This is a genomic window from Streptomyces sp. NBC_00258, assembly GCF_036182465.1.
Classification (GTDB): Bacteria; Actinomycetota; Actinomycetes; order Streptomycetales; family Streptomycetaceae; genus Streptomyces.
In genome coordinates this window covers 2,298,608-2,317,999 of the sequence record NZ_CP108081.1, presented here as the reverse complement: position 1 = coordinate 2,317,999, position 19,392 = coordinate 2,298,608, and the positions used below count along the sequence as shown (strand labels likewise).

Annotated in this window: 18 protein-coding genes; 6 read left to right on the top strand and 12 right to left on the bottom strand. The window is 71.1% G+C overall.

What is annotated here, in order from left to right:
- Positions 1–60: 60 nt before the first annotated feature.
- The 3 genes from OG718_RS10660 to OG718_RS10650 all read right to left on the bottom strand — a co-directional run bounded on the left by OG718_RS10660 (position 61) and on the right by OG718_RS10650 (position 3,090).
- Positions 61–693, bottom strand: coding sequence for a LysE/ArgO family amino acid transporter (locus OG718_RS10660; RefSeq protein ID WP_328844008.1), 633 nt, complete (start codon positions 691–693; stop codon positions 61–63).
- Positions 694–937: 244 nt separating this feature from the next.
- A complete protein-coding gene (locus OG718_RS10655) occupies positions 938–2,398 on the bottom strand; it encodes an aldehyde dehydrogenase family protein (RefSeq protein WP_328844007.1) in 1,461 nt (486 codons plus the stop codon).
- Between the two features lie 119 nt (positions 2,399–2,517).
- Positions 2,518–3,090 (bottom strand): TetR/AcrR family transcriptional regulator, encoded by a 573-nt coding sequence (locus OG718_RS10650; RefSeq protein WP_328844006.1) that lies wholly within the window; start codon positions 3,088–3,090, stop codon positions 2,518–2,520.
- Positions 3,091–3,237: 147 nt separating this feature from the next.
- Between OG718_RS10650 and OG718_RS10645 the strand changes: the two genes are divergently transcribed.
- Together OG718_RS10645 and OG718_RS10640 are read left to right on the top strand one after the other, a co-directional pair.
- Positions 3,238–3,696: a nuclear transport factor 2 family protein gene (locus OG718_RS10645; RefSeq protein ID WP_328844005.1), complete on the top strand. Its 459-nt coding sequence runs from the start codon at positions 3,238–3,240 to the stop codon at positions 3,694–3,696.
- Positions 3,697–3,705: 9 nt separating this feature from the next.
- Positions 3,706–4,221, top strand: coding sequence for a flavoprotein (locus OG718_RS10640; RefSeq protein WP_143634931.1), 516 nt, complete (start codon positions 3,706–3,708; stop codon positions 4,219–4,221).
- 19 nt (positions 4,222–4,240) lie between these two features.
- Here OG718_RS10640 and OG718_RS10635 read toward each other — a convergent pair whose 3' ends face one another.
- The 6 genes from OG718_RS10635 to OG718_RS10610 all read right to left on the bottom strand — a co-directional run bounded on the left by OG718_RS10635 (position 4,241) and on the right by OG718_RS10610 (position 10,605).
- Positions 4,241–5,551 (bottom strand): alpha-glucosidase/alpha-galactosidase, encoded by a 1,311-nt coding sequence (locus OG718_RS10635; RefSeq protein ID WP_143634933.1) that lies wholly within the window; start codon positions 5,549–5,551, stop codon positions 4,241–4,243.
- Positions 5,548–6,495: a carbohydrate kinase family protein gene (locus OG718_RS10630; protein ID WP_328844004.1), complete on the bottom strand. Its 948-nt coding sequence runs from the start codon at positions 6,493–6,495 to the stop codon at positions 5,548–5,550. Before OG718_RS10630 ends, OG718_RS10635 begins: the two co-directional genes overlap by 4 nt.
- Positions 6,496–6,500: 5 nt before the next feature.
- A complete protein-coding gene (locus tag OG718_RS10625) occupies positions 6,501–7,364 on the bottom strand; it encodes a carbohydrate ABC transporter permease (RefSeq protein ID WP_398936505.1) in 864 nt (287 codons plus the stop codon).
- A gap of 11 nt (positions 7,365–7,375) precedes the next feature.
- On the bottom strand, positions 7,376–8,344 hold the full coding sequence (locus OG718_RS10620; protein ID WP_306936173.1) for a carbohydrate ABC transporter permease: 969 nt from the start codon (positions 8,342–8,344) through the stop codon (positions 7,376–7,378).
- 80 nt (positions 8,345–8,424) lie between these two features.
- Entirely contained in the window at positions 8,425–9,747 is a 1,323-nt protein-coding gene (locus OG718_RS10615; protein ID WP_328844003.1) for an ABC transporter substrate-binding protein, read from the bottom strand.
- Positions 9,748–9,759: 12 nt separating this feature from the next.
- Positions 9,760–10,605, bottom strand: a complete 846-nt coding sequence (locus tag OG718_RS10610) for an endo alpha-1,4 polygalactosaminidase (protein ID WP_143634942.1) — start codon at positions 10,603–10,605, stop codon at positions 9,760–9,762.
- Positions 10,606–11,006: 401 nt separating this feature from the next.
- On the opposite strand from OG718_RS10610, the gene OG718_RS10605 reads away from it, so the two are divergent.
- The 3 genes from OG718_RS10605 (at position 11,007) to OG718_RS10595 (ending at position 13,911) form a co-directional block, all read left to right on the top strand.
- The gene (locus OG718_RS10605; RefSeq protein WP_328844002.1) at positions 11,007–11,909 is read left to right on the top strand and encodes an alpha/beta fold hydrolase; all 903 of its coding nucleotides are present in this window, start codon (positions 11,007–11,009) and stop codon (positions 11,907–11,909) included.
- A gap of 239 nt (positions 11,910–12,148) precedes the next feature.
- Positions 12,149–13,165 carry an NAD(P)-dependent oxidoreductase gene (locus OG718_RS10600; protein ID WP_223064912.1) on the top strand — a complete coding sequence of 339 codons (1,017 nt, stop codon included), beginning with the start codon at positions 12,149–12,151 and terminating at the stop codon, positions 13,163–13,165.
- Positions 13,166–13,263: 98 nt separating this feature from the next.
- Positions 13,264–13,911 (top strand): HAD-IA family hydrolase, encoded by a 648-nt coding sequence (locus OG718_RS10595; protein WP_328844001.1) that lies wholly within the window; start codon positions 13,264–13,266, stop codon positions 13,909–13,911.
- A gap of 20 nt (positions 13,912–13,931) precedes the next feature.
- Here OG718_RS10595 and OG718_RS10590 read toward each other — a convergent pair whose 3' ends face one another.
- Entirely contained in the window at positions 13,932–14,771 is an 840-nt protein-coding gene (locus OG718_RS10590) for a phytanoyl-CoA dioxygenase family protein (RefSeq protein WP_143634950.1), read from the bottom strand.
- A gap of 64 nt (positions 14,772–14,835) precedes the next feature.
- Here OG718_RS10590 and OG718_RS10585 point away from each other — a divergent pair, with 64 nt between their 5' ends.
- Positions 14,836–15,762, top strand: a complete 927-nt coding sequence (locus OG718_RS10585) for a helix-turn-helix domain-containing protein (RefSeq protein WP_328844000.1) — start codon at positions 14,836–14,838, stop codon at positions 15,760–15,762.
- Positions 15,763–15,775: 13 nt separating this feature from the next.
- Here OG718_RS10585 and OG718_RS10580 read toward each other — a convergent pair whose 3' ends face one another.
- Both OG718_RS10580 and OG718_RS10575 read right to left on the bottom strand, forming a co-directional pair.
- The gene (locus OG718_RS10580; protein WP_328843999.1) at positions 15,776–17,674 is read right to left on the bottom strand and encodes a glycoside hydrolase family 9 protein; all 1,899 of its coding nucleotides are present in this window, start codon (positions 17,672–17,674) and stop codon (positions 15,776–15,778) included.
- A gap of 181 nt (positions 17,675–17,855) precedes the next feature.
- Complete coding sequence (locus OG718_RS10575) at positions 17,856–19,133, bottom strand: SLC13 family permease (RefSeq protein WP_443055332.1); 1,278 nt, start codon at positions 19,131–19,133, stop codon at positions 17,856–17,858.
- Positions 19,134–19,392: the final 259 nt, after the last annotated feature.

Sequence of the window (19,392 nt, the reverse complement as noted above, 5' to 3'; positions counted from 1 at the left end):
CGCGGCGCGGAAGTGTGACGGGCGGCCGGATATTTTCCGGGAGGCATGCGGTGCGGCCCGTCACGACGGCACCACGAGCATGCGTACGGCCAGGGCCAGGATCACGGCGCTGGACACCAGCGCCGTGAACAGCCGCCCCCGCCGGCCCGTCAGAGCCCGGCCCAGCAACGCGCCGCCGCCCGCGAGCAGCAGTTGCCAGACGGCCGAAGCGGCGAAGGCGGCGAGGACGAACACACCCTGTTCCAGGAGGCCGGCGGCCGTGCCGGCACTGCTCCCGAGGACCAGCGCCGCGAAGTACACGATGGTGGTGGGGTTCAGCATCGTGATGCCGAGCAGGGCCAGGTACGCGCGGCCGGGACTCACCGGCGTCCGGTCCGAGCGGGTGGCGAGCCGCTGCTCGCGGTACTGGCGGAGCGCGGTGACTCCGCCTCGTACGGCGAGGGCGACGAGCACGAGTCCCGAAGCCCAGCGCAGGGGGACCAGCACGGGCTGGAGGGCGGTGGCGAGTGCGGAGCCGCCGAGCGCGGCCACCAGGGCGTAGAGCCCGTCGGCCGTGGCCACGCCGAGCGCGGCGCACACGCCGATCCGCAGGGACGTACGGGCGGTGAGGGAGACGAGGTAGGTCGCGACCGCTCCGACGGGAATGGCGATGCCAAAGCCCGCGAGAAGCCCCGCGACGAGCGCGGCGGTCACGACCGCGGAGGTGAGAGCCTCCGCGGTCGGCCGGACTGCTGCTGGACCCGCACCGGACGAGCGGCGGCGAGGGTCGGCGGCAGAAGGGCTTCGGTCGTGGTCATGGGCAGATGGTGGCGTCGGGGCAGCCGCCGGGGCAACTGAATTGTCGCGCCCGGGAACGCGTCCCATACCGGGGTCGGGAAGGGCTGCGGCACACGCAAGGTGTGCCGCAGCCTGTGCGCCGCCGGATCCGGCGGACCGGCTAGAACGGGAAGTGCGCCTGCTGCGTCGCGAGCGTCACCCAGCGCGTGTTGCTGAACGCCTCGATGCCCCAGCGCCCGCCGAAGCGACCGTATCCGCTGGCCTTGAACCCGCCGAAGGGGGCGTTCGGCTCGTCGGCGACGGACTGGTCGTTGATGTGCACGATGCCGGTACGGATCCGGCGGGCGACCCTGAGCCCATGCGTACCGTTCTCGGTGATGATCCCGCAGGTCAGCCCGTGTTCCGTGGCATTGGCGAAAGCGATCGCCTCGTCGTCCGTGCCGAAGGTGCTGATCACGGCGAGCGGGCCGAACGCCTCCCCGTGGTAGAGGTCGGCGTCCTCGGGCAGGTCGGTCAGCACGGTCGCCGGATGTACGGCGCCCTCGAGGGTGGCGCCGCCGGTCAGCACGGTGGCGCCCTTGGCGACGGCGTCCTCGACGAGCGCGGCGACCCGGCGGGCGGCATCCGTCGTGACGAGCGGGCCGACGACGGTGTGCGGGTCGGCCGGATCACCGGACGCGAGAGACTCGGTCTTCGCGGTGAACTTGGCCTTGAACTCCTCGGCGAGGCTCTCGTGGACGAGGATCCGGTCGGCGGACATGCAGATCTGCCCGGAGTTCATGAAGACGGAGAAGACGGCGGCGTCGACCGCGTAGTCGACATCGGCGTCGTCGAGCACGATCACGGAGTTCTTGCCGCCGAGTTCCAGGACCGCGGGCTTCAGGTGCCGGGCCGCGTGCACACCGATGATCCGGCCGACGCCCGTGGACCCGGTGAAGTTGACGGCCCGTACGCGCTCGTCGGCGATCAGGGCCTCGGCGACGGCGGCCGCGTCCTCGGGAGCGTTCGTGATCACGTTCAGGACGCCGTCGGGCAGGCCCGCGTCGCGCAGGACGTCCGCGACGAAGAGCCCACAGGCGATGGGGGCGTCCTCGCTCGGCTTCATCACCACGGTGTTGCCCGCGGCGAGTGGCGCGGCGACCGCCCGGACACCCAGGATGACCGGGGCGTTCCACGGCGAGAAGGCGGCCACGACACCCACCGGCTCGCGGACCGCGAGCCCCAGCGCGCCCTCCTCCTGCGCGCTCAGCACCTCACCGCGCGGCGCGGTCACCGCGGCGGCGGCCTCGCGGAGGATGTTCGCGGCGAGACCGACGTTGAACATGGCCCAGGGCCGGGTCCCGCCGACCTCGCCCGCCATGATCCGTACGGCCTCGTCGGTGCGGGCCTCCAGCAGGTCGGCCGCGGCGAGGAAGATCTTCCGCCGCTGGGCGGGCCCGAGCGCGGCCCAGTCGGCGAACGCCGCGTCGGCGGCGTCCACGGCCCGGGTGACGTCCTCGACGCCGGCCGCGGCGACCGTGGCGTACACCTGTGAGCTGTAGGGATTCACGTCCTCGGCGGTGCGGCCGGAGGTCGCGGGCAGGTCCTTGCCGCCGATCAGCAGGTCACGATGGAGGGTCATGCGCGGCTCTTTCCGTCGTGCGAGGCAGTGCGCGGTGCTCCGAAACCGGAGCGCGTTCGCCTGGTGAACAATTCTCCGTTGAATCTTCAAATGGAGTCTGCAACTCGACGGGACGTCAGTCAATGGCCGACGGTCCCGTCGTATCCCTCCACCAGCATCCGGGCTGCCCGCCCGGCCTGCTCGGCGGGCTTCGAGCCGCTCTGTTCGATACCGGCGGTGACCATGGCGCCCTCCGCCAGCAGGTACACCTGTTCGGCCAGATCCGGGGGCAGTCCGGCGTCGCTCACGAGGGTGGCCAGGTAGTCCTTGAAGGCCCGCTTGTGGGTGCGGACCTGGTCGGTGACCCGCTCCGACGTCGCGCCGAGCTCCCCGTACGAGTTGATCCAGGCGCAGCCCCGGAAGGCGGGCTCGCGGAACCACTCGCCGAGCCAGTCGAAGACCGCGAGGACGCGCCGCCCCGGATCCTCGTGTCGTGCCACGTGGTCGGCCAGCCGCTGCCGCCAGCGGATGTCGCGCCGCTCCAGATAGGCCACGATCAGGTGCTCCTTGGCGGGAAACAGCTGGTAGAGCCGCTTGAGCGAGACCCCCGACGTGCCGCGGATGTCGTCCATGCCGACGGTCTGTATGCCCCGCCCGTAGAACAGGGTTTCCGCCGCGTCCAGGGCCTGTTCCCTGGCGATCGCGCTGTCCATGTACCGGCCCACTCCTTGACGTCTTGACGAGAGAACCATCGTTCTCTACGTTAGCAGGCACGCCGGAGAACGCACGTTCTCCAGCTCGTCGCACTGCCGTTGAGCTGCGTCGCCATCGAGTTGCGTCTGCATCGAGAGGAAGCCGTCATGACCGACCGCCCGCCCCTGCCGCCCTTCACCCGTGAGACCGCGGCCCGGAAGGTCCAGGCCGCCGAGGACGCCTGGAACACCCGCGATCCCCACAAGGTCTCGCTCGCCTACTCGCAGGACTCGGTCTGGCGCAACCGCGACACCTTCGTCACCGGCCGCGCCCAGATCGTGGAAATGCTCACCGACAAGTGGGGGCGCGAGCAGGAGTACGCCCTGCGCAAGGACCTCTGGGCCTTCGACGGGAACCGCATCGCCGTCCGCTTCCAGTACGAGTGCCGTGACGCCGACGGCCAGTGGTGGCGCTCCTACGGCAACGAGCTGTGGGAGTTCGACGAGCACGGCCTGATGACCCGGCGCGAGGCCAGCATCAACGACGTACCGATCGAGGAGAAGGAACGCCGGATCCACGGCCCGCGTCCGGACGCGGAGCGAGGGGAGTCCTTTCCCGTTCAGTAGGGTTCCCGGGTGACTGAACAGGCCGGGAAGCCCTTCCTCTACGTCGTCGTCTGCGCCGCCGGAGTCGCCGAGGGGGTCGAGGAGTTGATCACCCTGGCGCAGGATCGGAACTGGGAGGTCGGGGTCTTCGCGACCCCGATCGCGACCGGCTTCTTCGACACAGCGTCGGTCGAGTCGCGGACCGGCAGGCCGATCCGGTCCGCGTGGCGTTCCCCCGGCGACCCGCGCCCGTTCCCCGACCCGGACGCGGTCACCGTGGCGCCCGCGACCTTCAACACCATCAACAAATGGGCGGCCGGAATCTCCGACACCCTAGCCCTCGGCACGCTCTGCGAGGCATATGGGATGGGGGTGCCGATCTCCGTACTCCCCTGTGTGAGCGAGGCGTTGACGGCCCACCCCGCGTATCGGGACAGCCTGAAAAGGCTGCGCGGGATGGGAGTCCGGTTCGGCGAACACGCCTTCGGTGACCCGGCGGACCGGGGGTTCCGCTGGGAACAGGCCCTGGACCTCCTGGAGCGGTGACCCGGTCCCGGGCCGGGTGTCAGTGCCCCAGCTCCTCCCGCAACTCCGGCTGCAGCAGCTCCCGATGAGCCCGTACGAGTTCGTCGCACAGGTCCCAGATCCGCTCCACCGGAAGGGCCGCAGCCGTCGCGGGGTCGGCCATCGCGGCATGGCGGATGTGTCGCGGGTCTCCGTCCGTGGCCGCGCGGACGACCAGGTCGGTGACGGAGACGTACGCGCTGTTGAGCGCCGCGCACTGCGGGGGAAGTGACCCGACACGGGTCGGCTGGACGCCCAACGCGTCGGCCAGGCAGGGCACTTCGACCACGGAGTCGGCCGGCAGGTTGTCGATGAGCCCGCGGTTCGGGACGTTTCCGTAGATCGTGCGAGGGGTCCCCGTGACGACACTGTGGATGACCTGGGGCGCGTACTCCATCGTGCCCTCGACGGGCAGCGGAGCGTCCGCGAGCAGGGCCCGGCGGGTGCGCTCGTAGTCGGCCGTGTTCTCCTCGATGATCCCCAGGTACGCGCCCACCGGCAGCCGGAGACGTTCGATCTCGGTGTCGTGGTGCAGATACCAGGGGACGTACTCGGCGGAGTGCTCGCTCGTCTCGGTGGGGTAGTGGCCCAGCCTGCGGTACATGTCGACCCGTACGCGGCGCAGGAGCCCCGGATCCTTGGCGATCGCGGCGTCGAGGAGCGGGTGGAGGTCGCGGCCGTCGCGTTCGAAACGCAGCACCCAGGCCTGGTGGTTCACGCCGGCGGCCAGATAGGAGACCTCCTCGAAGGGGACGCCGACCAGCTGCGAGAGGTCGTGCATCGTCCAGTACACCGAGTGGCACAGGCCGGTCGCGCGCAGGGCCGGCGCGATCCGCGACAGGTACAGGACGTTCATGGCCATCGGGTTGGTGTAGTTCAACAGCTGCGCGTCCGGGCAGAGTTCGGCCATGTCCTCGGCGAGGCCGCGCAGTACGGGGAAGGTGCGCAGGGCGCGGAAGATACCGCCGATACCGAGCGTGTCGCCGATGGTCTGGCGCACTCCGTGGCGGGCCGGGACGCCGAAGTCCGTGCGGGTGGCCTCGTTCATGCCGACCTGGACGGTGTTGACGACGAAGTCGGCACCTTCGAGGGCCGCGCGTCGGTCGAGGTGGGCGGTGATCGTCGGTTTGGCGCCGCGCTCGTCCGCGATGTGACGGGCGGCCCCCTCCGCCGTGGCCAGCCGTTCCTCGTCGATGTCGTGCAGGGCGATCCGGGCGTGCCCCAGCTCGGGGAACGCGAACAGGTCGGCCAGGAGCCCCTGCGTGAACACCACGCTGCCGGCTCCCACGAAGGCGATCTTTACGTCGGTCATGTGCGGCTCTCCAGGTCGGTGTGGGCGCAGGCCTCGTGCCACGTCGGCTGCGCGGCCGTACCGCCGTGGCCGCGGGTCGAGAGCGAACCGCAGACCGCGGCCAGCGCAAGAGACGAGCGCAGGTCAAGACCGTGCAGGGTCGCCGCGACGAAACCGGCGTCGAAGCTGTCCCCGGCGCCCACGGTGTCGACCGGTTCCACCGGCACGGCTGGTACGCGACGGACCCGTTCTCCGTCGTGGGCGAGCGCGCCCTCGGAGCCGTCCTTGACGACGACCAGCGGGACGATTCCCGTCAACGCCGCTGCTGCCGCCTCCGGTTGGCTCTCGCCGGTGAGCGCACGGGCCTCGGCGGCGTTCGGCAGCAGGATGTCGGTGAACTCCAGTACGGGGTCGAGCAGTTCGCGGTCCCAGCTGCTGTCGGGATCGTCGTTGGTGTCGAGCGAGGTACTCGCTCCCTGGGACTTGGCCGTGGCGAACACGGCTGCCAGGGAACGTGCCAGACGGGGCATCAGGAAGAAGGACGCCGCGTGCACGTGCCGGGCCTCCGCCAGCAGCGCTTCGGGCACGTCCCGCGCGCTTGTCGCCGTCAGACAGCCGGGCGAGGTGAGGATGGCACGGTCGCCGTCCTTGTCGTTGAGCACCACCGTCAGGGGCGTGGGCAGGTGAGGGTCGGTGGCCAGGTGAGTGACGTCGACGCCGCGATCGGTGAGCGCCCCGCGGACGAACGCGCCCGCGGGATCGTCCCCCACGCGCCCGGCGAAGGCCACCCGCAGCCCCAGCCGTGCGGCGCCGCACGCCATGATCGCCGCCGAGCCGCCGAGGACCAGCCCGCCCCGCTCGACGAGTTGTTCACGCTGGCCGAAGGCCATCGCGCGGAGCACCGGACCCACCACGACATCGGGATTGACGTCACCGATCACCAGGAGATCGAAGGAACGGGACAAGGCGGCTACCCCTTCAGTCCGCTGGACGTGAGCGACTGGACGAACGTCTTCTGCGCCAGCAGGAACGCCACCAGCACCGGCAGCACCGTGATGACGTTGCCCGCCATCACCGCGGACCAGCGTGCGTGGTGCTGTCCCTGGAAGGTCGTCAGGCCCAGCTGGAGCGTGTACTGCGTGTCGTGGTTGATCGCGATGAGCGGCCAGGACAGGTCGTTCCACGTGGTCAGGAAAGTCAGCACCGCGACCGTCGCGAGAGCAGGCCGGGCCAGCGGCATGACGATCGAGAAGAGCACGCGCAGCCGCGAACACCCGTCGATCCAGGCGGCCTCCTCGATCTCCCTCGGCAGCGTCAGGAAGAACTGCCGGAACAGGAACACGGCGAAGGGCGTCACCAGCGACGGCACGATCAGCGCACCCAGCGTGTCGATCAGACCGAGCCACTTCATCACCAGGAAGGTCGGGATCATCGTCAGCTGGAACGGGATGACCATGGTCGCCAGCATCAGCCCGAGCAGCACCCGCGACCCCGCGAACCGCATCCGCGCGAACGCGTAGCCGCCGAGCGACCCGAGCAGCAGATTCGACACGACGGCGACCGACGCGACGATCAGCGAGTTCGCGAACCAGCGCGGGAACATCGCGTTGCCGAGCACATACCGGTAGCCGCCCAGATCGATGCCGTCGGGCCACAGCGCCGGCGGAAACCGGTTGATCTCCGCGTTCGTCATCACCGAACTCAGCAGCAGCCACACCAGCGGCAGCGCGAACGCCAGCGCCAGCGGGGCGAGCAGCAGATGCCAGGGGCTCACCCTGCGCGGACTCGCCCCGCGGGGACTCGTGCCGCGCGCGCTCACCTTGAGCGCGTTCATCGGACGGGTGCTCATCGGAGGGCTCCTTCCACGACGCGCCCCTGTCGGCGCCGGACGACACGCAGGGCCACCCCCGCGACCAGCAGGGCCAGCGCGAGGACGTACGCGGCCGCGGCCCCGTATCCGGCCGTGAACATCTGGAACGCCTGCTGCCAGACGAAGTACACGATCACGGTCGTCGACCCGAGCGGGCCGCCCTTCGTGGTCACGTACACGAGGTCGAAGACCTGGAGCGCGGTGATCAGCTGCCACAGCAGGAGGAAGACCGTCACGGGAGTGAGGGCGGGGAGGGTGATGTGCCGCAGTACGCGCCATCGGCCGGCCCCGTCGATGCGGGCGGCCTCGACGAGTTCGCGCGGTACGTCCTGCAGCGCGGCGAGATAGACGACCACGCAGAAGCCGACACCGCTCCACAGCGAGATCAGGACCAGCAGGTAGATGGCCTGGTCGGGGTCGGTCAGGAAGCCCTGCGGCGAGACGCCGAACGTGTGCAGCAGCGAGTTGGCCGCGCCGAACTCCGGATCGAGGATGAAGGAGAACAGCACGCCCTGCGCGGCCGCGGACACCACGAACGGAATGAAGAGCAGGGTCCGGTAGAGGCCGATGAACCGGATTCGCCGGTTCAGGGCGAGCGCGAGCGCCAGACCGCCGAGCAGGCTCAGCGGCACGAACAGCGCCGCGTACAGCAGCGTATTGCCCACCGCCGTATGGAAGTTGGGGTCCTGGGCCAGCGCCCGGTAGTTGTCGATGCCCACCCAGCGGCCCGGCGTGACCAGGTCGTCGGCGCGGAACGACAGCAGCAGCGACCAGACCACCGGGACGATGCCGAGGCCCAGGATGACGAGAACCGACGGGGCGATGAACGCCCAGGCCGTGGCCTTCTCCCGGCGGGCGCGCCGCCGTGCGCCGCGGCGTGAGACGGCCGGTGCCCGCGGCTGGGACTGCGGCGCGAGGGTGATGGCGCGGGGCAGTGATGTCATGCGGCCTTCCTCCCTTGGTACAGCGCGGGATCAGCACAGGTCGAGCGAGGGATCCGTGAGCGGTCCGGATCCATGAGGAGTCAGCGCGGAATGAGCAGTGCCGCGTCGGCCTTGTCGGCGCACCGGCGCAGCGCCTTGTCGGGGGAGTCCCTGCCGAGCAGGACCGAGACGATCGCCTCGCCGAGCGCCTGGGAGATCTGCGGGTACGCGGCATGGACGGGCCGGACCCGGGCGGAGTCCAGCGCGTCGGTGAACACCGCGAGTCCCGTCGTCTCCTGGGAGTGCTTCCGCCACCGCGGGCGCCGCTCCGTCGCGGAACCCAGCGGCAGGCTCCCGGCCCGGATGTCCCACCGGGCGTCCTGCTCCGGCCGCATCATCCACTGGACGAACTCCACGGCGGCCCGCGAGCGCGCGGAGCCGTTGTCGAAGACGGTCCAGGTGTCGGGGCCCGAGATGGTCACCGGCCGCCCTGTGTAGGACGGCAGCGGTACGACGTCGTAGTCCACCTCGGCGTCCATGATGTCCGGCAGCTGCCAGGGCCCGGTCGCGACCATCGCCATCCGGCCGCCCAGGAACACCTGGTACATCTGCTCGCCGCCGGGCTTCGGATCGACGTACACGCTCTTGTCCTCGACGAGTCGCCGCAGGGTGTCGAGCGCCCGGACCCCCTGGCCGGCGAAGCCGATGCTCCGGCCGTCGTCGGAGACGACGTCCCCGCCCAGGTCCCAGATCATCGGCCACAGCCGCCAGACAGTGTCCTCGTCACCGGTGCCTGGCCAGCCCGTTCCGAAAACGCCACGGCCGGAGTCGGTCAACTTCCGTGCCGTGTCGGTGAATTCCTCCCAGGTCCAGCCCGCTTCGGGGAAGGGGACGCCGGCCTGCCGGAACAGTTTCCTGTTGTAGACGACGGCCAGCGAGTCGAGCAGCGCGGGAGCGGCCCGCACCTTGCCGTTGACGGTGACCGCCTCGCGCACAGGCGCCCAGAAGCTGTTCCAGGCCGTGGGGCCGCCGCGCATCGCGTCGGTCAGGTCGACGACCCGGGGGCTGCGGGCGATGCTGGCGAGGTCGGAGCCGAAGACGTACGCGATGTCCGGGTACGAGCCGGCGGCCAGCGCTGCCGTCACCTTCTGCAGCATCGCGTCGGAGACGACCCCGCCGCCACCGGCGTCGACCCGGATCCTCGGATGCGTCCGGTTGAACTCCGTGACCAGCGCCTGTATGGCGTCCTTGGCGATGTCGACCTGGCCGTGCCACAGCTCCACGGTCACCTTCCCGTCGGCGCCCACGCCGTCGGACGCGCCTTGTGAACAGGCGCCCAGCAGTGGCGCTGCGGCGATCGCGGCAGCTCCTTTGAGCAGGCCGCGGCGCTCAACAGGGCACAGCACACCTCGGGTTCGAGTCATCGGGAGCCTCCGTCAGCGGGTCTTGCGGACGTAGTCGGCGCTGTCCGGCGTCGACACCAGCACGTCCCGGCGCACGATGCTCAGCCGGTCGCCGAAGCCCGAACGGGCCTTCCTGAAACCGTTGTCGGTGTACTCGATCACCACGACACGGTCGTCGAACGCCTCGGCGTACTCACCGCACTCGTCGTACTCGCCGCATTCCTCCGCCACCGCGAAGTCGAGCCCCGTACGGCCTCGTTGACCTGCCAGCTCCACGGTGTTCTTCTGCCCGATGGCCAGGCCCCGGGCGTGCGCACGGTCCGAGAGGAGCTTGATGAAGGCGGTGGCGTCGTCCCCGCTCAGCAGACCGCCGGAGCGGGTGAAGCTGTCGAAGTTGTCGGGCTCGACCGCGTCGTAGCCCTTGTCCGCGCAGCCGTCGATCCACTCGTTGATCCGGGCCGCGACGCGCTCGCGCTTGGCGGGTGTGCCGATGTCGAGCAGGGCCTCGTCCCAGTCGCCGTCGACGACGACCTTGCCCTTCTTGTCGCGCAGCAGCAGATCGGCGGGCCAGTCGTCCCGTTCGTCCGGCTGGGCCTGGAACGCGTTGACGTAACAGATGTTGTAGAGACCGCGCGCGGGTTCGGCCTTGCGGTCGCGGGCGACGATACGGACGCCGGCGGGCGGCTGATAGGCGCCGCCGATCTGGTAGTCGAAACCCGCGTGCACGGGGGGCAGCCGAACGGCCTTCGGGCTCGGCCTCGTGGATTTGTCCGGGCCCTTGTCGTCCGGATCCGACGTACAGGAAGCCAGTGCGGCGAGGACGACCAGGGCGGCGGCCGCCCTGAGCACTCCCACGCGGGCGCCACGCTTGACGGGCATGTCCGCTCCATCAATCGCGAGTACGTCCCCGCCTCGGACCCCGTGCCGGTCCTGGCGACTTTGGCCGGACTGAGAACCTTGTCCGATACCGGCTGGGCGTACCTCTGCGTGCCGGGCTGCGGGCCTGGGCACGCCTGGGATCAAACCGTGCGAATTCCTGTGCGTCAAGTCCGCGTTCGGCTCCGCTGGGGGCGCCGGTGTGTCGTCTGCGGGTGGGTGGGGGGCTGGTCGCGCAGTTCCCCGCGCCCCCAAGAAGCCGGTGGCTCACGCCAGTTGTCGGCTGCTGGTTGTCCTGGGTTGCTCGCGCAGTTCCCCGCGCCCCCACCCACCCGCACCCGACGACGACAGGGCCGGCCACCCCGCAGGAGTGTCGGCCCGAGCGGGCGTTCTAGTGTTTGATCATGATCCGAGAACACGTCACCCTCGCCGTCCACGACCACGGCGGCGAGGGCGCACCGCTCCTGCTGCTGCACGGCGCCGGCCGTACTCTCGCGGACTGGGCCGCCGTCGCCCCGCTCCTCGCCCGCCACCACCGGGTGCTGGCCGTGGACCTGAGGGGCCACGGGTTCTCGCCGGACGGGACGTGGAGCATCCCCGAGGTGCTCGTGGACATCGAGGCGGTTCTGGACACGCACGGCATACCCGGGGCGCTCCCCGTCGGCCACTCGCTCGGCGGGATGCTCGCCGTCCGGTACGCCCTCGACCACCCGGGGGTCACTCCGGGCGCGGTGAACCTGGACGGATACGGGTGGGGGAGGCCCGGCCAGTACGTTGGCCTCGATCCGGCGCATGCCGAGGAACGGCTCGCCCAGGTCCGGGAGTTGGCCGCGACGGTCGCGGGCCAGGTCGTTCCCCGGGGCGGCCTCAAGGACCTGCTCGCCCAGCAGAGGACGATGTCCGCGCAACTGGGTATCCCGTACGAGCTGCTGGAGGCGGGGGTCCGGCGTTCTGTCCACGAACGCGCCGACGGCCAGCTGGAGTTGCGGCCCGGGCGGGAGCACGCCCTGGAGATGCTCGCCGAGATCGACTCGCTCGACCTCTTCGCGCTCTTCCGCCGCATGGACCGGCCCCTGCTGCTCGGCCGCGCGTTGCGGCCTGTCCCGTCGATCCCGGGCTTGGACTGGTTCGACGAACTGATGGCGGCCCACGCGAAGGGACTCGCCCGGGATCTCGCCGAACTGGCCCACAGCCGTGCCGAGGTCACCGTCGCCGACATCGACGGCACCCACGCGATGCTGCTGGAGAACCCGCGCCCGGTCGCCGACGCGATCCTGGGATTCGCAGCGGGGCTCTCCGCCGACTGACCGAGAAGCCTCACCTCATGAGCGGTGGCTGTCCGGCCCCCTGAACACGAGGGGAGAGCCCGGCGACACGGGCGGCGAGCCCCAGGCCATGCTGCCGAGCCGCGAGCGCCGGGCTACCGTTTCGTGAGGCCGACGCCCGTTCCTGTACAGGCACGACGTCTCGTACTGGCACGACTTGCCGTGCGGGCACGACCTCTCGTACGGGCATGAGGAGAACCGTGACGGATGCAAGGAGAGCCGTGAGCACCCCGCACAAGCCGCTCGTGATCCTGCAAGCCGACCCGCACCCCAAGGAACGCATCTTCACCCCGGACGCGCTGGCCCGGTTCCACGACCGCTTCACCGTCGTGGAACCGGACACCGGGGAGGCCTTCGACAAGGCATTGCCCGACGCGTTCGCCGTCGTCGGCCAGCCCGATCTGCCGGCCGAACGTCTGGCCCGGGCAGGGGAGTTGAGGGCCCTGCTCAACGTCGAGGGCAACTTCTTCCCGAACGTCGACTACGACGTGTGCTTCCGGCGCGGCATCCACGTCCTGGGCTGCGGACCGGCCTACGCCCAGGCCGTCGCCGAGTACGCCCTCGGGCTCGCGCTCGACCTCGCGCGCGGCATCAGCCGTGAGGACCGCGCCTTCCGTGCCGGACGCGAACGGTACGTGTCCGACGGCAACGCCGACGCCGTACTCCTGCGCGGCGCGGACGTCGGCCTGATCGGATTCGGGAACCTCGGCCGTAGCCTCCACCCGCTTCTGGCGCCCTTCCGCCCCACCCTCCGCGTCTACGACCCCTGGCTGCCGGCGGCCGTCCTGCGCGAGCAGGGACTCGTCCCGGCAACCCTCGACGAGACCCTGACCCGCAGCCGGTTCGTCTTCGTCCTCGCGACCGTCACGGACGACAGCCGTCATCTGCTCGGCGAGCGTGAGCTGGGACTGCTGCCCGACGGCGCCCGGCTCGTACTGGTCAGCAGAGCGCCCGTCGTGGACTTCCCCGCGCTGCTCGCACGGGTCGCCGAGGGCAGGCTGCTCGCGGGCATCGACGTCTGGCCCGACGAACCCGTCGCCGCCGACGACCCGGCCCGCGAACTGGAGGGACTGGTCCTCTCCGCCCATCGCGCGGGCGGCATCCCGGAGGCCTTCCAGACCATCGGCGACATGGTCGTGGACGACCTGACCCTGCTGGCCCAGGGGCTGCCGCCCGCCCGGATGCAGACCGCCGCGCGCGAACTCGTCGGCCGCTACCGCAACCGTCCCGTCACCTGAAGGGCCCGGCCAATGCTGTGTCTTCCCGGAGGCCGCCCCGCCCCCGGGAAAGCAGGTCGGCCGACGTGCCCGGAACCCGCCCTGTGAGGTGCATTTCAGTGAACATCCCCTGCGAGAGCCTCCTGTTCGACAACGACGGCGTGCTGGTCGACTCCGACCTGGGCGTCGACCAGGCATGGAGCCGGTGGGCCCGCGCTCGCGGTCTGGCCGCCGACCGGGTCACCGTGATGGTGCACGGCCGGCGCTCCGCCGACACCGTCGCGTTGCTCGTGCCCGACTCCGAGGACCGGCCCGCCGCCCTCGCCGAGATCGACCGTCTGGAGATCGAGGCGGCGGCCACCACGACCGCACTGCCCGGTGCCCTCGACCTGCTCACGAGCCTGCCGCAGGGCAGCTGGGCCGTGGTGACCTCCGGAGTGAACGCCCTCGCCCGGGCCCGAATCGCCGCCGCGGGCCTGCCCCTGCCGCCCGTGCTCATCACCGCGGACGACGTCAGCCACGGCAAGCCCGCCCCCGACGGCTACCTGGCGGCCGCCGCGAAGCTGGGCACGGACCCGGCACGCACGGTCGTCTTCGAGGACAGCGCGGCCGGCGCCACGGCGGGGGCGGCGGCCGGGGCGTACGTCATCGGCGTCGGGCCGCGCGGCCTGGACACCGACGCCTCCGTCGTCGTACGGGATCTGCGTGGGCTGACCTGGCACGACGGCGCACTCGACCTGGGCGCGGCGGAGTTGCTGCGTTCCTGACCCGCGGGAATCCGACGGTGTCAGTGCGGGCCCGCCGGTTCGAACTCCGTGCCGCACGGGCCCGCGCCCTCGCTCTCCCGCAGGGGGACGGGCTCCCCGCCCATCGAAAGGGTGGGGTAGAAGCGGCCGATGCGCTCGGCGGAGCGGCCGACGTAGTGGCCGATGTACGAGCGGCGGAAGCGGTCGGTGCTGCGGTTGGGCTGGGAGCCGTGCACCAGGCTGCCGTTGAAGAACAGGACGTCACCGGGCTCCATGTCGACCGGAACGGGAGCCAGTCCGGGCGGCGGCGGGACGTACTCGCGGGCGAACGACACTCCCTCGTCGGCCTCTTCGGGGCAGAACACGTCCATGCGGTGGGTGCCCGGGACCACTTCGAGGCCGCCGTTCTCCCGGTCGATCACATCGCAGGCGATCCAGGCGGCCACACAGGTGCCCGGCTCCACCCGCAGATAGAAGTTGTCCTGGTGCAGGGCCTGGCCACGGGCGCCCGGCGGCTTGAAGTAGAACATGCTCTGCGCGGCCAACACCTCCTCGCCCAGCAGCAGTTCGAGGACGTTCCGCAGCCGGGGTTCGAGGAGGTGGCGCAGCGCCAGGTCGTTGATGCGGTGCGGGTTCATGACCCGCGGGTAGACGTGCAGCGGATCCGCGGGACCCGCGGACCCGGCCGAGCGGGGCTCGAAGTGTCCGGGGACCGGTCCGCGGGCGTGCAGTGCCGCGAACTCGGCGCACAGCGCGTCGATCTCGGCCGGGGCGAACAGCCCGCGCGCCACGGTGAAGCCGTCCTCCTCGAAGCGCCGCACGACGTCCCCGCCCGCGCCCCCGCTCGGGTCCGTGTTCGTGACCCTGTCCGTGACTGTCATACGTTCGTCCCTTCGCGTCGGTGTCCTGCATGCCCCACGCTAGGCAGAAGCGCCTTCCGGGAGGATGCCTGTGCGTGCTGACCAGTTGCCCGAGCCTGCTGTCCCGTCCCCGCCGCCCGGCCTGGTGACGGTCGGCCGCTTCGACCAGCGCCCCGGCTACAGCATCAGCAGGCCGGGCGGCGCCGACAGCTGGCTCTTCGTCTGGACCACCGGCGGTGCGGGCCGACTCGCTCAGGGCGCAGCGGAGACGGGGGCAGGCGCGGGGGACCTCGTCGTCCTCGGCCCGGACCTGCCCCACCACTACGCCGTCGCACCGGGCGCGAGGCACTGGGCGTTCTGGTGGGTGCACTGCCAGGCGCGGCCGACCTGGACGGACTGGCTGCGGCCGTACGCGCTCGGGGACCGGCTGTACGCCGTCACCCCGGTACCGGACGGCGTGCGGGGACGACTGAATTCGGCGTTCCGGCGGATGCTCGCGGACGCGCGGTGGACCGGGGCGGGGGCTCCACCCGAGGGAAGGCCCCAGGCGGAGCTCGACAGGGAGCCCGAGGACGGCCGGGTCGCCGTGGCCCACGGAACCGCCGCCCGCGAGCTCGCCCTCTGCTCCCTGGAGTCCGTCGTCCTGCTCGCCACCGCCACGGCTCGTGGGGAACCGGACCGCTCCGGCCTCGACGTACGGATCCGGCAGGCCGAGGCGCTCATCGCGGCCGACCCGGGCGCCCCGCACACCGTGGAGTCACTGGCGGCGGGGGTCTCGCTCTCGGCATCCCGCTTCGCGCACCTCTTCACCCAGCAGCTCGGCCTGTCCCCGATGCGGGCACTGCTGGCCGCCCGGCTGCTGCACGCCGCCCGGCTGCTTGAAGCCACCGACCTGCCGGTGGAACGGGTCGCCACGGCCTCCGGCTTCAGCAGCCCGTTCCACTTCAACCGCGTCTTCCGGCAGCGCTACGGAGCCCCGCCCGGCGCGTACCGGGCAGGACTCCGACGCTGACGAGTGCCGCTGCCTATTCGCGCGTCGAACGGCGCTCGGCGGCGAAGGCCGCCAGCCAGGCCAGCGGGGCGTTCCAGTTGACCGTCACCTCGTTGGTGGAATACGAGCCGATGTCGTCGATGTAGCAGGCCGCGGGGGAGCAGCCGGCCAGGTGCTCCTGTGCCACGGGATCCTGCAGCCCGCTGTTGGGACCGCCCGCGAGGGAGCCCGCCGGCGGGTTCGGCAGCGAGGCGTCGTACTGGTTCGCCCAGAACCGGTGGTGCTGGTTGCGGGCGTACGTGTCGCCGTAACCGGTGATGTAGGAGAGGTCGAGGGTGTTGCGGCCCAGCAGGTAGTCCATCGACTCCAGCACCCCGGCCCGGTACCGCTGTTGACCCGTCAGCGCGTAGGCCGTGGCCATGACGATCGCGTTGTTGGTGACCTGGCTGTTGGAGCCCCACACGTACCCGTTCGCGGGGATGGGCACCGCGTAGCCCTGGCCCGCCATCATGGCGAGGTGTCCGTCGGCCGCGGCGGTCACGGACGCGCGCACGCGCCTGATGTCGGAGGCGGGCAGCCCGTTCGGCACGGTCGCCAGGGTCAGCCGGCCGAGCGCCGCGGTGTCGGCCCAGTTGAAGCCGGTCGGTGTGAGCGCCCCGGACGAGGTGTGCCAGGGCGAGGAGGTGACCGCGTCCCGGTAGGCGCGCTCCCCGGTCGCCGCGTACAGCTCGGTCGCCGCCCAGTAGAAGTCGTCGGTGACCTGGGTGTCGTTGTAGGGGCCGCCGCCGGTGCTGTCCGACTCCGGGGCGTAGATCGCGGGGTTGGCCTTCGCCGCGGTCCACGCCGTGCGGGCCACGCTCAGGCACCGCTTCGCGTACGTGGAGTCGTACGGCTTGAAGACACGCGCGCACTGGGCCGCCGTGGCGGCGAGGTTGAGCGTGGCCGCGGTGGAGGGGCGGTGCAACTCGCGCGGCTGGGCGTCGAGTTCGGGGCGGGTCGGGATGCCCGTCCAGGCCGCGTCGTGGATCTTGTGGAAGGCCATGCCGGCGTACTGCTTGCCGTCCGGCACCTGCATCCGCATCAGGAAGTCGAGCTCCCAGCGGGCCTCGTCCAGCACGTCCGGGACGCCGTTGCCGCGCTCGGGTATCCGCAGGGTCGAGTCGCCGAGCGCGGACGCGTTGCCCGCCCGCTTGGCCCGCGCGAAGGAGTCGACCAGCGTCCAGGCGGAGATCCCTCCGTTGACGACGTACTTGCCGTGGTCGCCCGCGTCGTACCAGCCGCCCCGCACGTCCTGGGTGTAGTCGCACACCCCGGCCTGACAGGGCACGTTCGTGTCGCCCTGGTTCGGTGCGACTCCGATGTGCGCGGCCGGGCGCGCGTAGGAGGGACCCACCAGTGAGGCCTCGATGGGCGTGCCGCTGCGCTGGTGGTAGAAGAACGCCATCGCGTCCGAACGCAGGCCGTCGTAGAGATCCGCGCGGATGTCGAAGGCCGCGCTGTTCTGCCCGTCGACCACCAGGACGAACCCCGAGCCGGCCTTCCGGTACGCGGAGAAGTCCGCGGTGTGGGTCGCCTCGCCCGAGGCCGTGTCCGTGCCGTGTACGACGGTTCGGCCGGAGGCTGCCACGGCGCCCGACGCGTTGCGCAGCTGCCAGGTCAGCGGCTGGGTGGCGGAGTTGACCACCGTGGCGCGCTTGGGGCCGTCCGGCAGGTAGCCGGCCTGGTTGACGCGTACGGGCGTCGTCGCGGTCGCGGACGGGTCGGCGGCGGACGGCGACGCGGCCGACGGTGACGCGGCGGACGGCAGCCCGGTCGCGCCGGGCGCGAGTGCCGTGCCGCCGGAGAGCAGGGCCGCCGTCAGCAGGGCGGCAGTCGTGCGTTTTCTCGTACGGCGTCTTGTGGGGCGGCGGTGCACGTGCGGAAACGTGAGCATGGAGCGCCTCCCGGTGCCTGGACTGGGTCCACGGATGCCGTCTGACGGGGACGACAGGATTATGGGAGCGCTCCCAAAACGGAGCATTGCATGGCCATGTCACAGCGTCAATGCTCCGCGCACGACCTGGCGGGGGAGTGACGGCCGACCTGGGCGAGGTGAGCCAGGGGCCCTGTGCGTCTCAGGCTCCGAACACGCGCAGGGAGAGCCAGAGGGCCACCACGGCCGGGATGAGGGTGGCGGGCACGGTGATGAGACCGAGGCGCGTGAACTCGCCGAGCTCGACGTCGTGCTCGTGCTGATGCACGATGCGCCGCCACAGCAGCGTGGCCAGCGATCCGGCGTAGGTGAGGTTGGGCCCGATGTTCACCCCGAGCAGTACGGCGAGCACCGGGCCCGGTCCCGCCACGGCCGCCAGGGGCAGCAGCACCAGGACCGCGGGCAGGTTGTTGATGAGGTTCGCCAGGACGGCGGCGAGCGCCGCGATGCCGAGCAGCGCCAACAGGCTCGACGAGTCGGGGACCAGATGGCCGAGCACGTCCGCGAGGCCGTTGTCGACCACGGCACGCACCACGATCCCCAGTGCCAGGACGAAGGCGAGGAAGGCCGGTGAGGTGGCGCGCAGGACGGCGAGCGGTGTCGTGCGCCCGCGGACCAGCGCCCGGCCGGCCAGAACCAGCGCCCCGGCCAGTGCGGCCCAGGCCGGTTCGATACCGAGCGCGGACGCCACGGCGAAGCCCACGAGCGTACAGGCGACCGTGACCAGCGCGAACACGGGCAGCTCGACGGGGTCGACCGTGGTCGGCACCGGGGCGTCGCCCTTGAGGTCGTCGGCGAAGAAGCGCCGGAAGGCCAGGTACTCGGCGGCGATGGCGACGGCCCACGCGGGTCCCATCAGCACGGCGAACCGGGTGAAGCTCAGACCGCTGGCCGTGAACGCCAGCAGATTGGTGAGGTTGGAGACGGGCAGCAGCAGCGACGCCGTGTTCGACAGATGGGCGGTGGCGTACACATGGGGCTTCGGGCGGGCGCCGAGCCGGGCCACGGTCGCGAACACCACCGGAGTGAGCAGGACGACGGTGGCGTCCAGGCTCAGCACGGCCGTGATGACCGAGGCGAGCAGGAAGTTGGCGGCCAGCAGTCGTTGCGGCCGTCCCTTGGACGTACGGGCCAGCCAGGCGCCGCACGCCTGGAAGAGCCCCTCGTCGTCGCAGAGTTTGGCGAGCACGAGCACCGCGGCCAGGAAGCCCACCACGGGTCCGAGCAGCTCGGCCTCGGCGCGTGCGTGGTCGAGCGTGATCGCGCCGGCCGCGATCACCACACCGGCGGCCGGGACCGCCACGGTGGCCTCCGGCAGGCCGAAGGGACGGATCACGGCACAGGCCAGTACCGCCACGAGGAGAGCGGCGGAAAGGGCTGTGGCGAGTGTGGAACTCAGGGTTCGTCCTTCGGGAGTGATTGTCGGTTTCGTTTAATCGAATCAGACGGCCTGTTGCGGAAGCGAACGGGGGTGTGTCCAGGACCCCGCCGCCGAGCTCCTTCCCTGCGTTCTTGGGTTGCATATTCCAACGAATTACCGGCAGCGGTCCCCTTCTCTTCCGATGCCAAATCGGTACTTACTTCGGGTAACTTGAGAGTACGTCATTCCGAATCACATTGCTTCGGGCTTCTGTTGACACTTTGTCTCCGTCAAAGACGCTGGGGAAATGGGGGATTGA

Excerpts from the sequence above, each read along its gene's own strand:
- OG718_RS10655 (WP_328844007.1), bottom strand. The coding sequence starts at position 2,398 with ATGACCCTCCATCGTGACCTGCTGATCGGCGGCAAGGACCTGCCCGCG.
- OG718_RS10650 (WP_328844006.1), bottom strand. The coding sequence starts at position 3,090 with ATGGACAGCGCGATCGCCAGGGAACAGGCCCTGGACGCGGCGGAAACC.
- OG718_RS10645 (WP_328844005.1), top strand. The coding sequence starts at position 3,238 with ATGACCGACCGCCCGCCCCTGCCGCCCTTCACCCGTGAGACCGCGGCC.
- OG718_RS10635 (WP_143634933.1), bottom strand. The coding sequence starts at position 5,551 with ATGACCGACGTAAAGATCGCCTTCGTGGGAGCCGGCAGCGTGGTGTTC.
- OG718_RS10625 (WP_398936505.1), bottom strand. The coding sequence starts at position 7,364 with ATGAACGCGCTCAAGGTGAGCGCGCGCGGCACGAGTCCCCGCGGGGCG.
- OG718_RS10620 (WP_306936173.1), bottom strand. The coding sequence starts at position 8,344 with ATGACATCACTGCCCCGCGCCATCACCCTCGCGCCGCAGTCCCAGCCG.
- OG718_RS10615 (WP_328844003.1), bottom strand. The coding sequence starts at position 9,747 with ATGACTCGAACCCGAGGTGTGCTGTGCCCTGTTGAGCGCCGCGGCCTG.
- OG718_RS10610 (WP_143634942.1), bottom strand. The coding sequence starts at position 10,605 with ATGCCCGTCAAGCGTGGCGCCCGCGTGGGAGTGCTCAGGGCGGCCGCC.
- OG718_RS10605 (WP_328844002.1), top strand. The coding sequence starts at position 11,007 with ATGATCCGAGAACACGTCACCCTCGCCGTCCACGACCACGGCGGCGAG.
- OG718_RS10590 (WP_143634950.1), bottom strand. The coding sequence starts at position 14,771 with ATGACAGTCACGGACAGGGTCACGAACACGGACCCGAGCGGGGGCGCG.
- OG718_RS10585 (WP_328844000.1), top strand. The coding sequence starts at position 14,836 with ATGCCTGTGCGTGCTGACCAGTTGCCCGAGCCTGCTGTCCCGTCCCCG.
- OG718_RS10580 (WP_328843999.1), bottom strand. The coding sequence starts at position 17,674 with ATGCTCACGTTTCCGCACGTGCACCGCCGCCCCACAAGACGCCGTACG.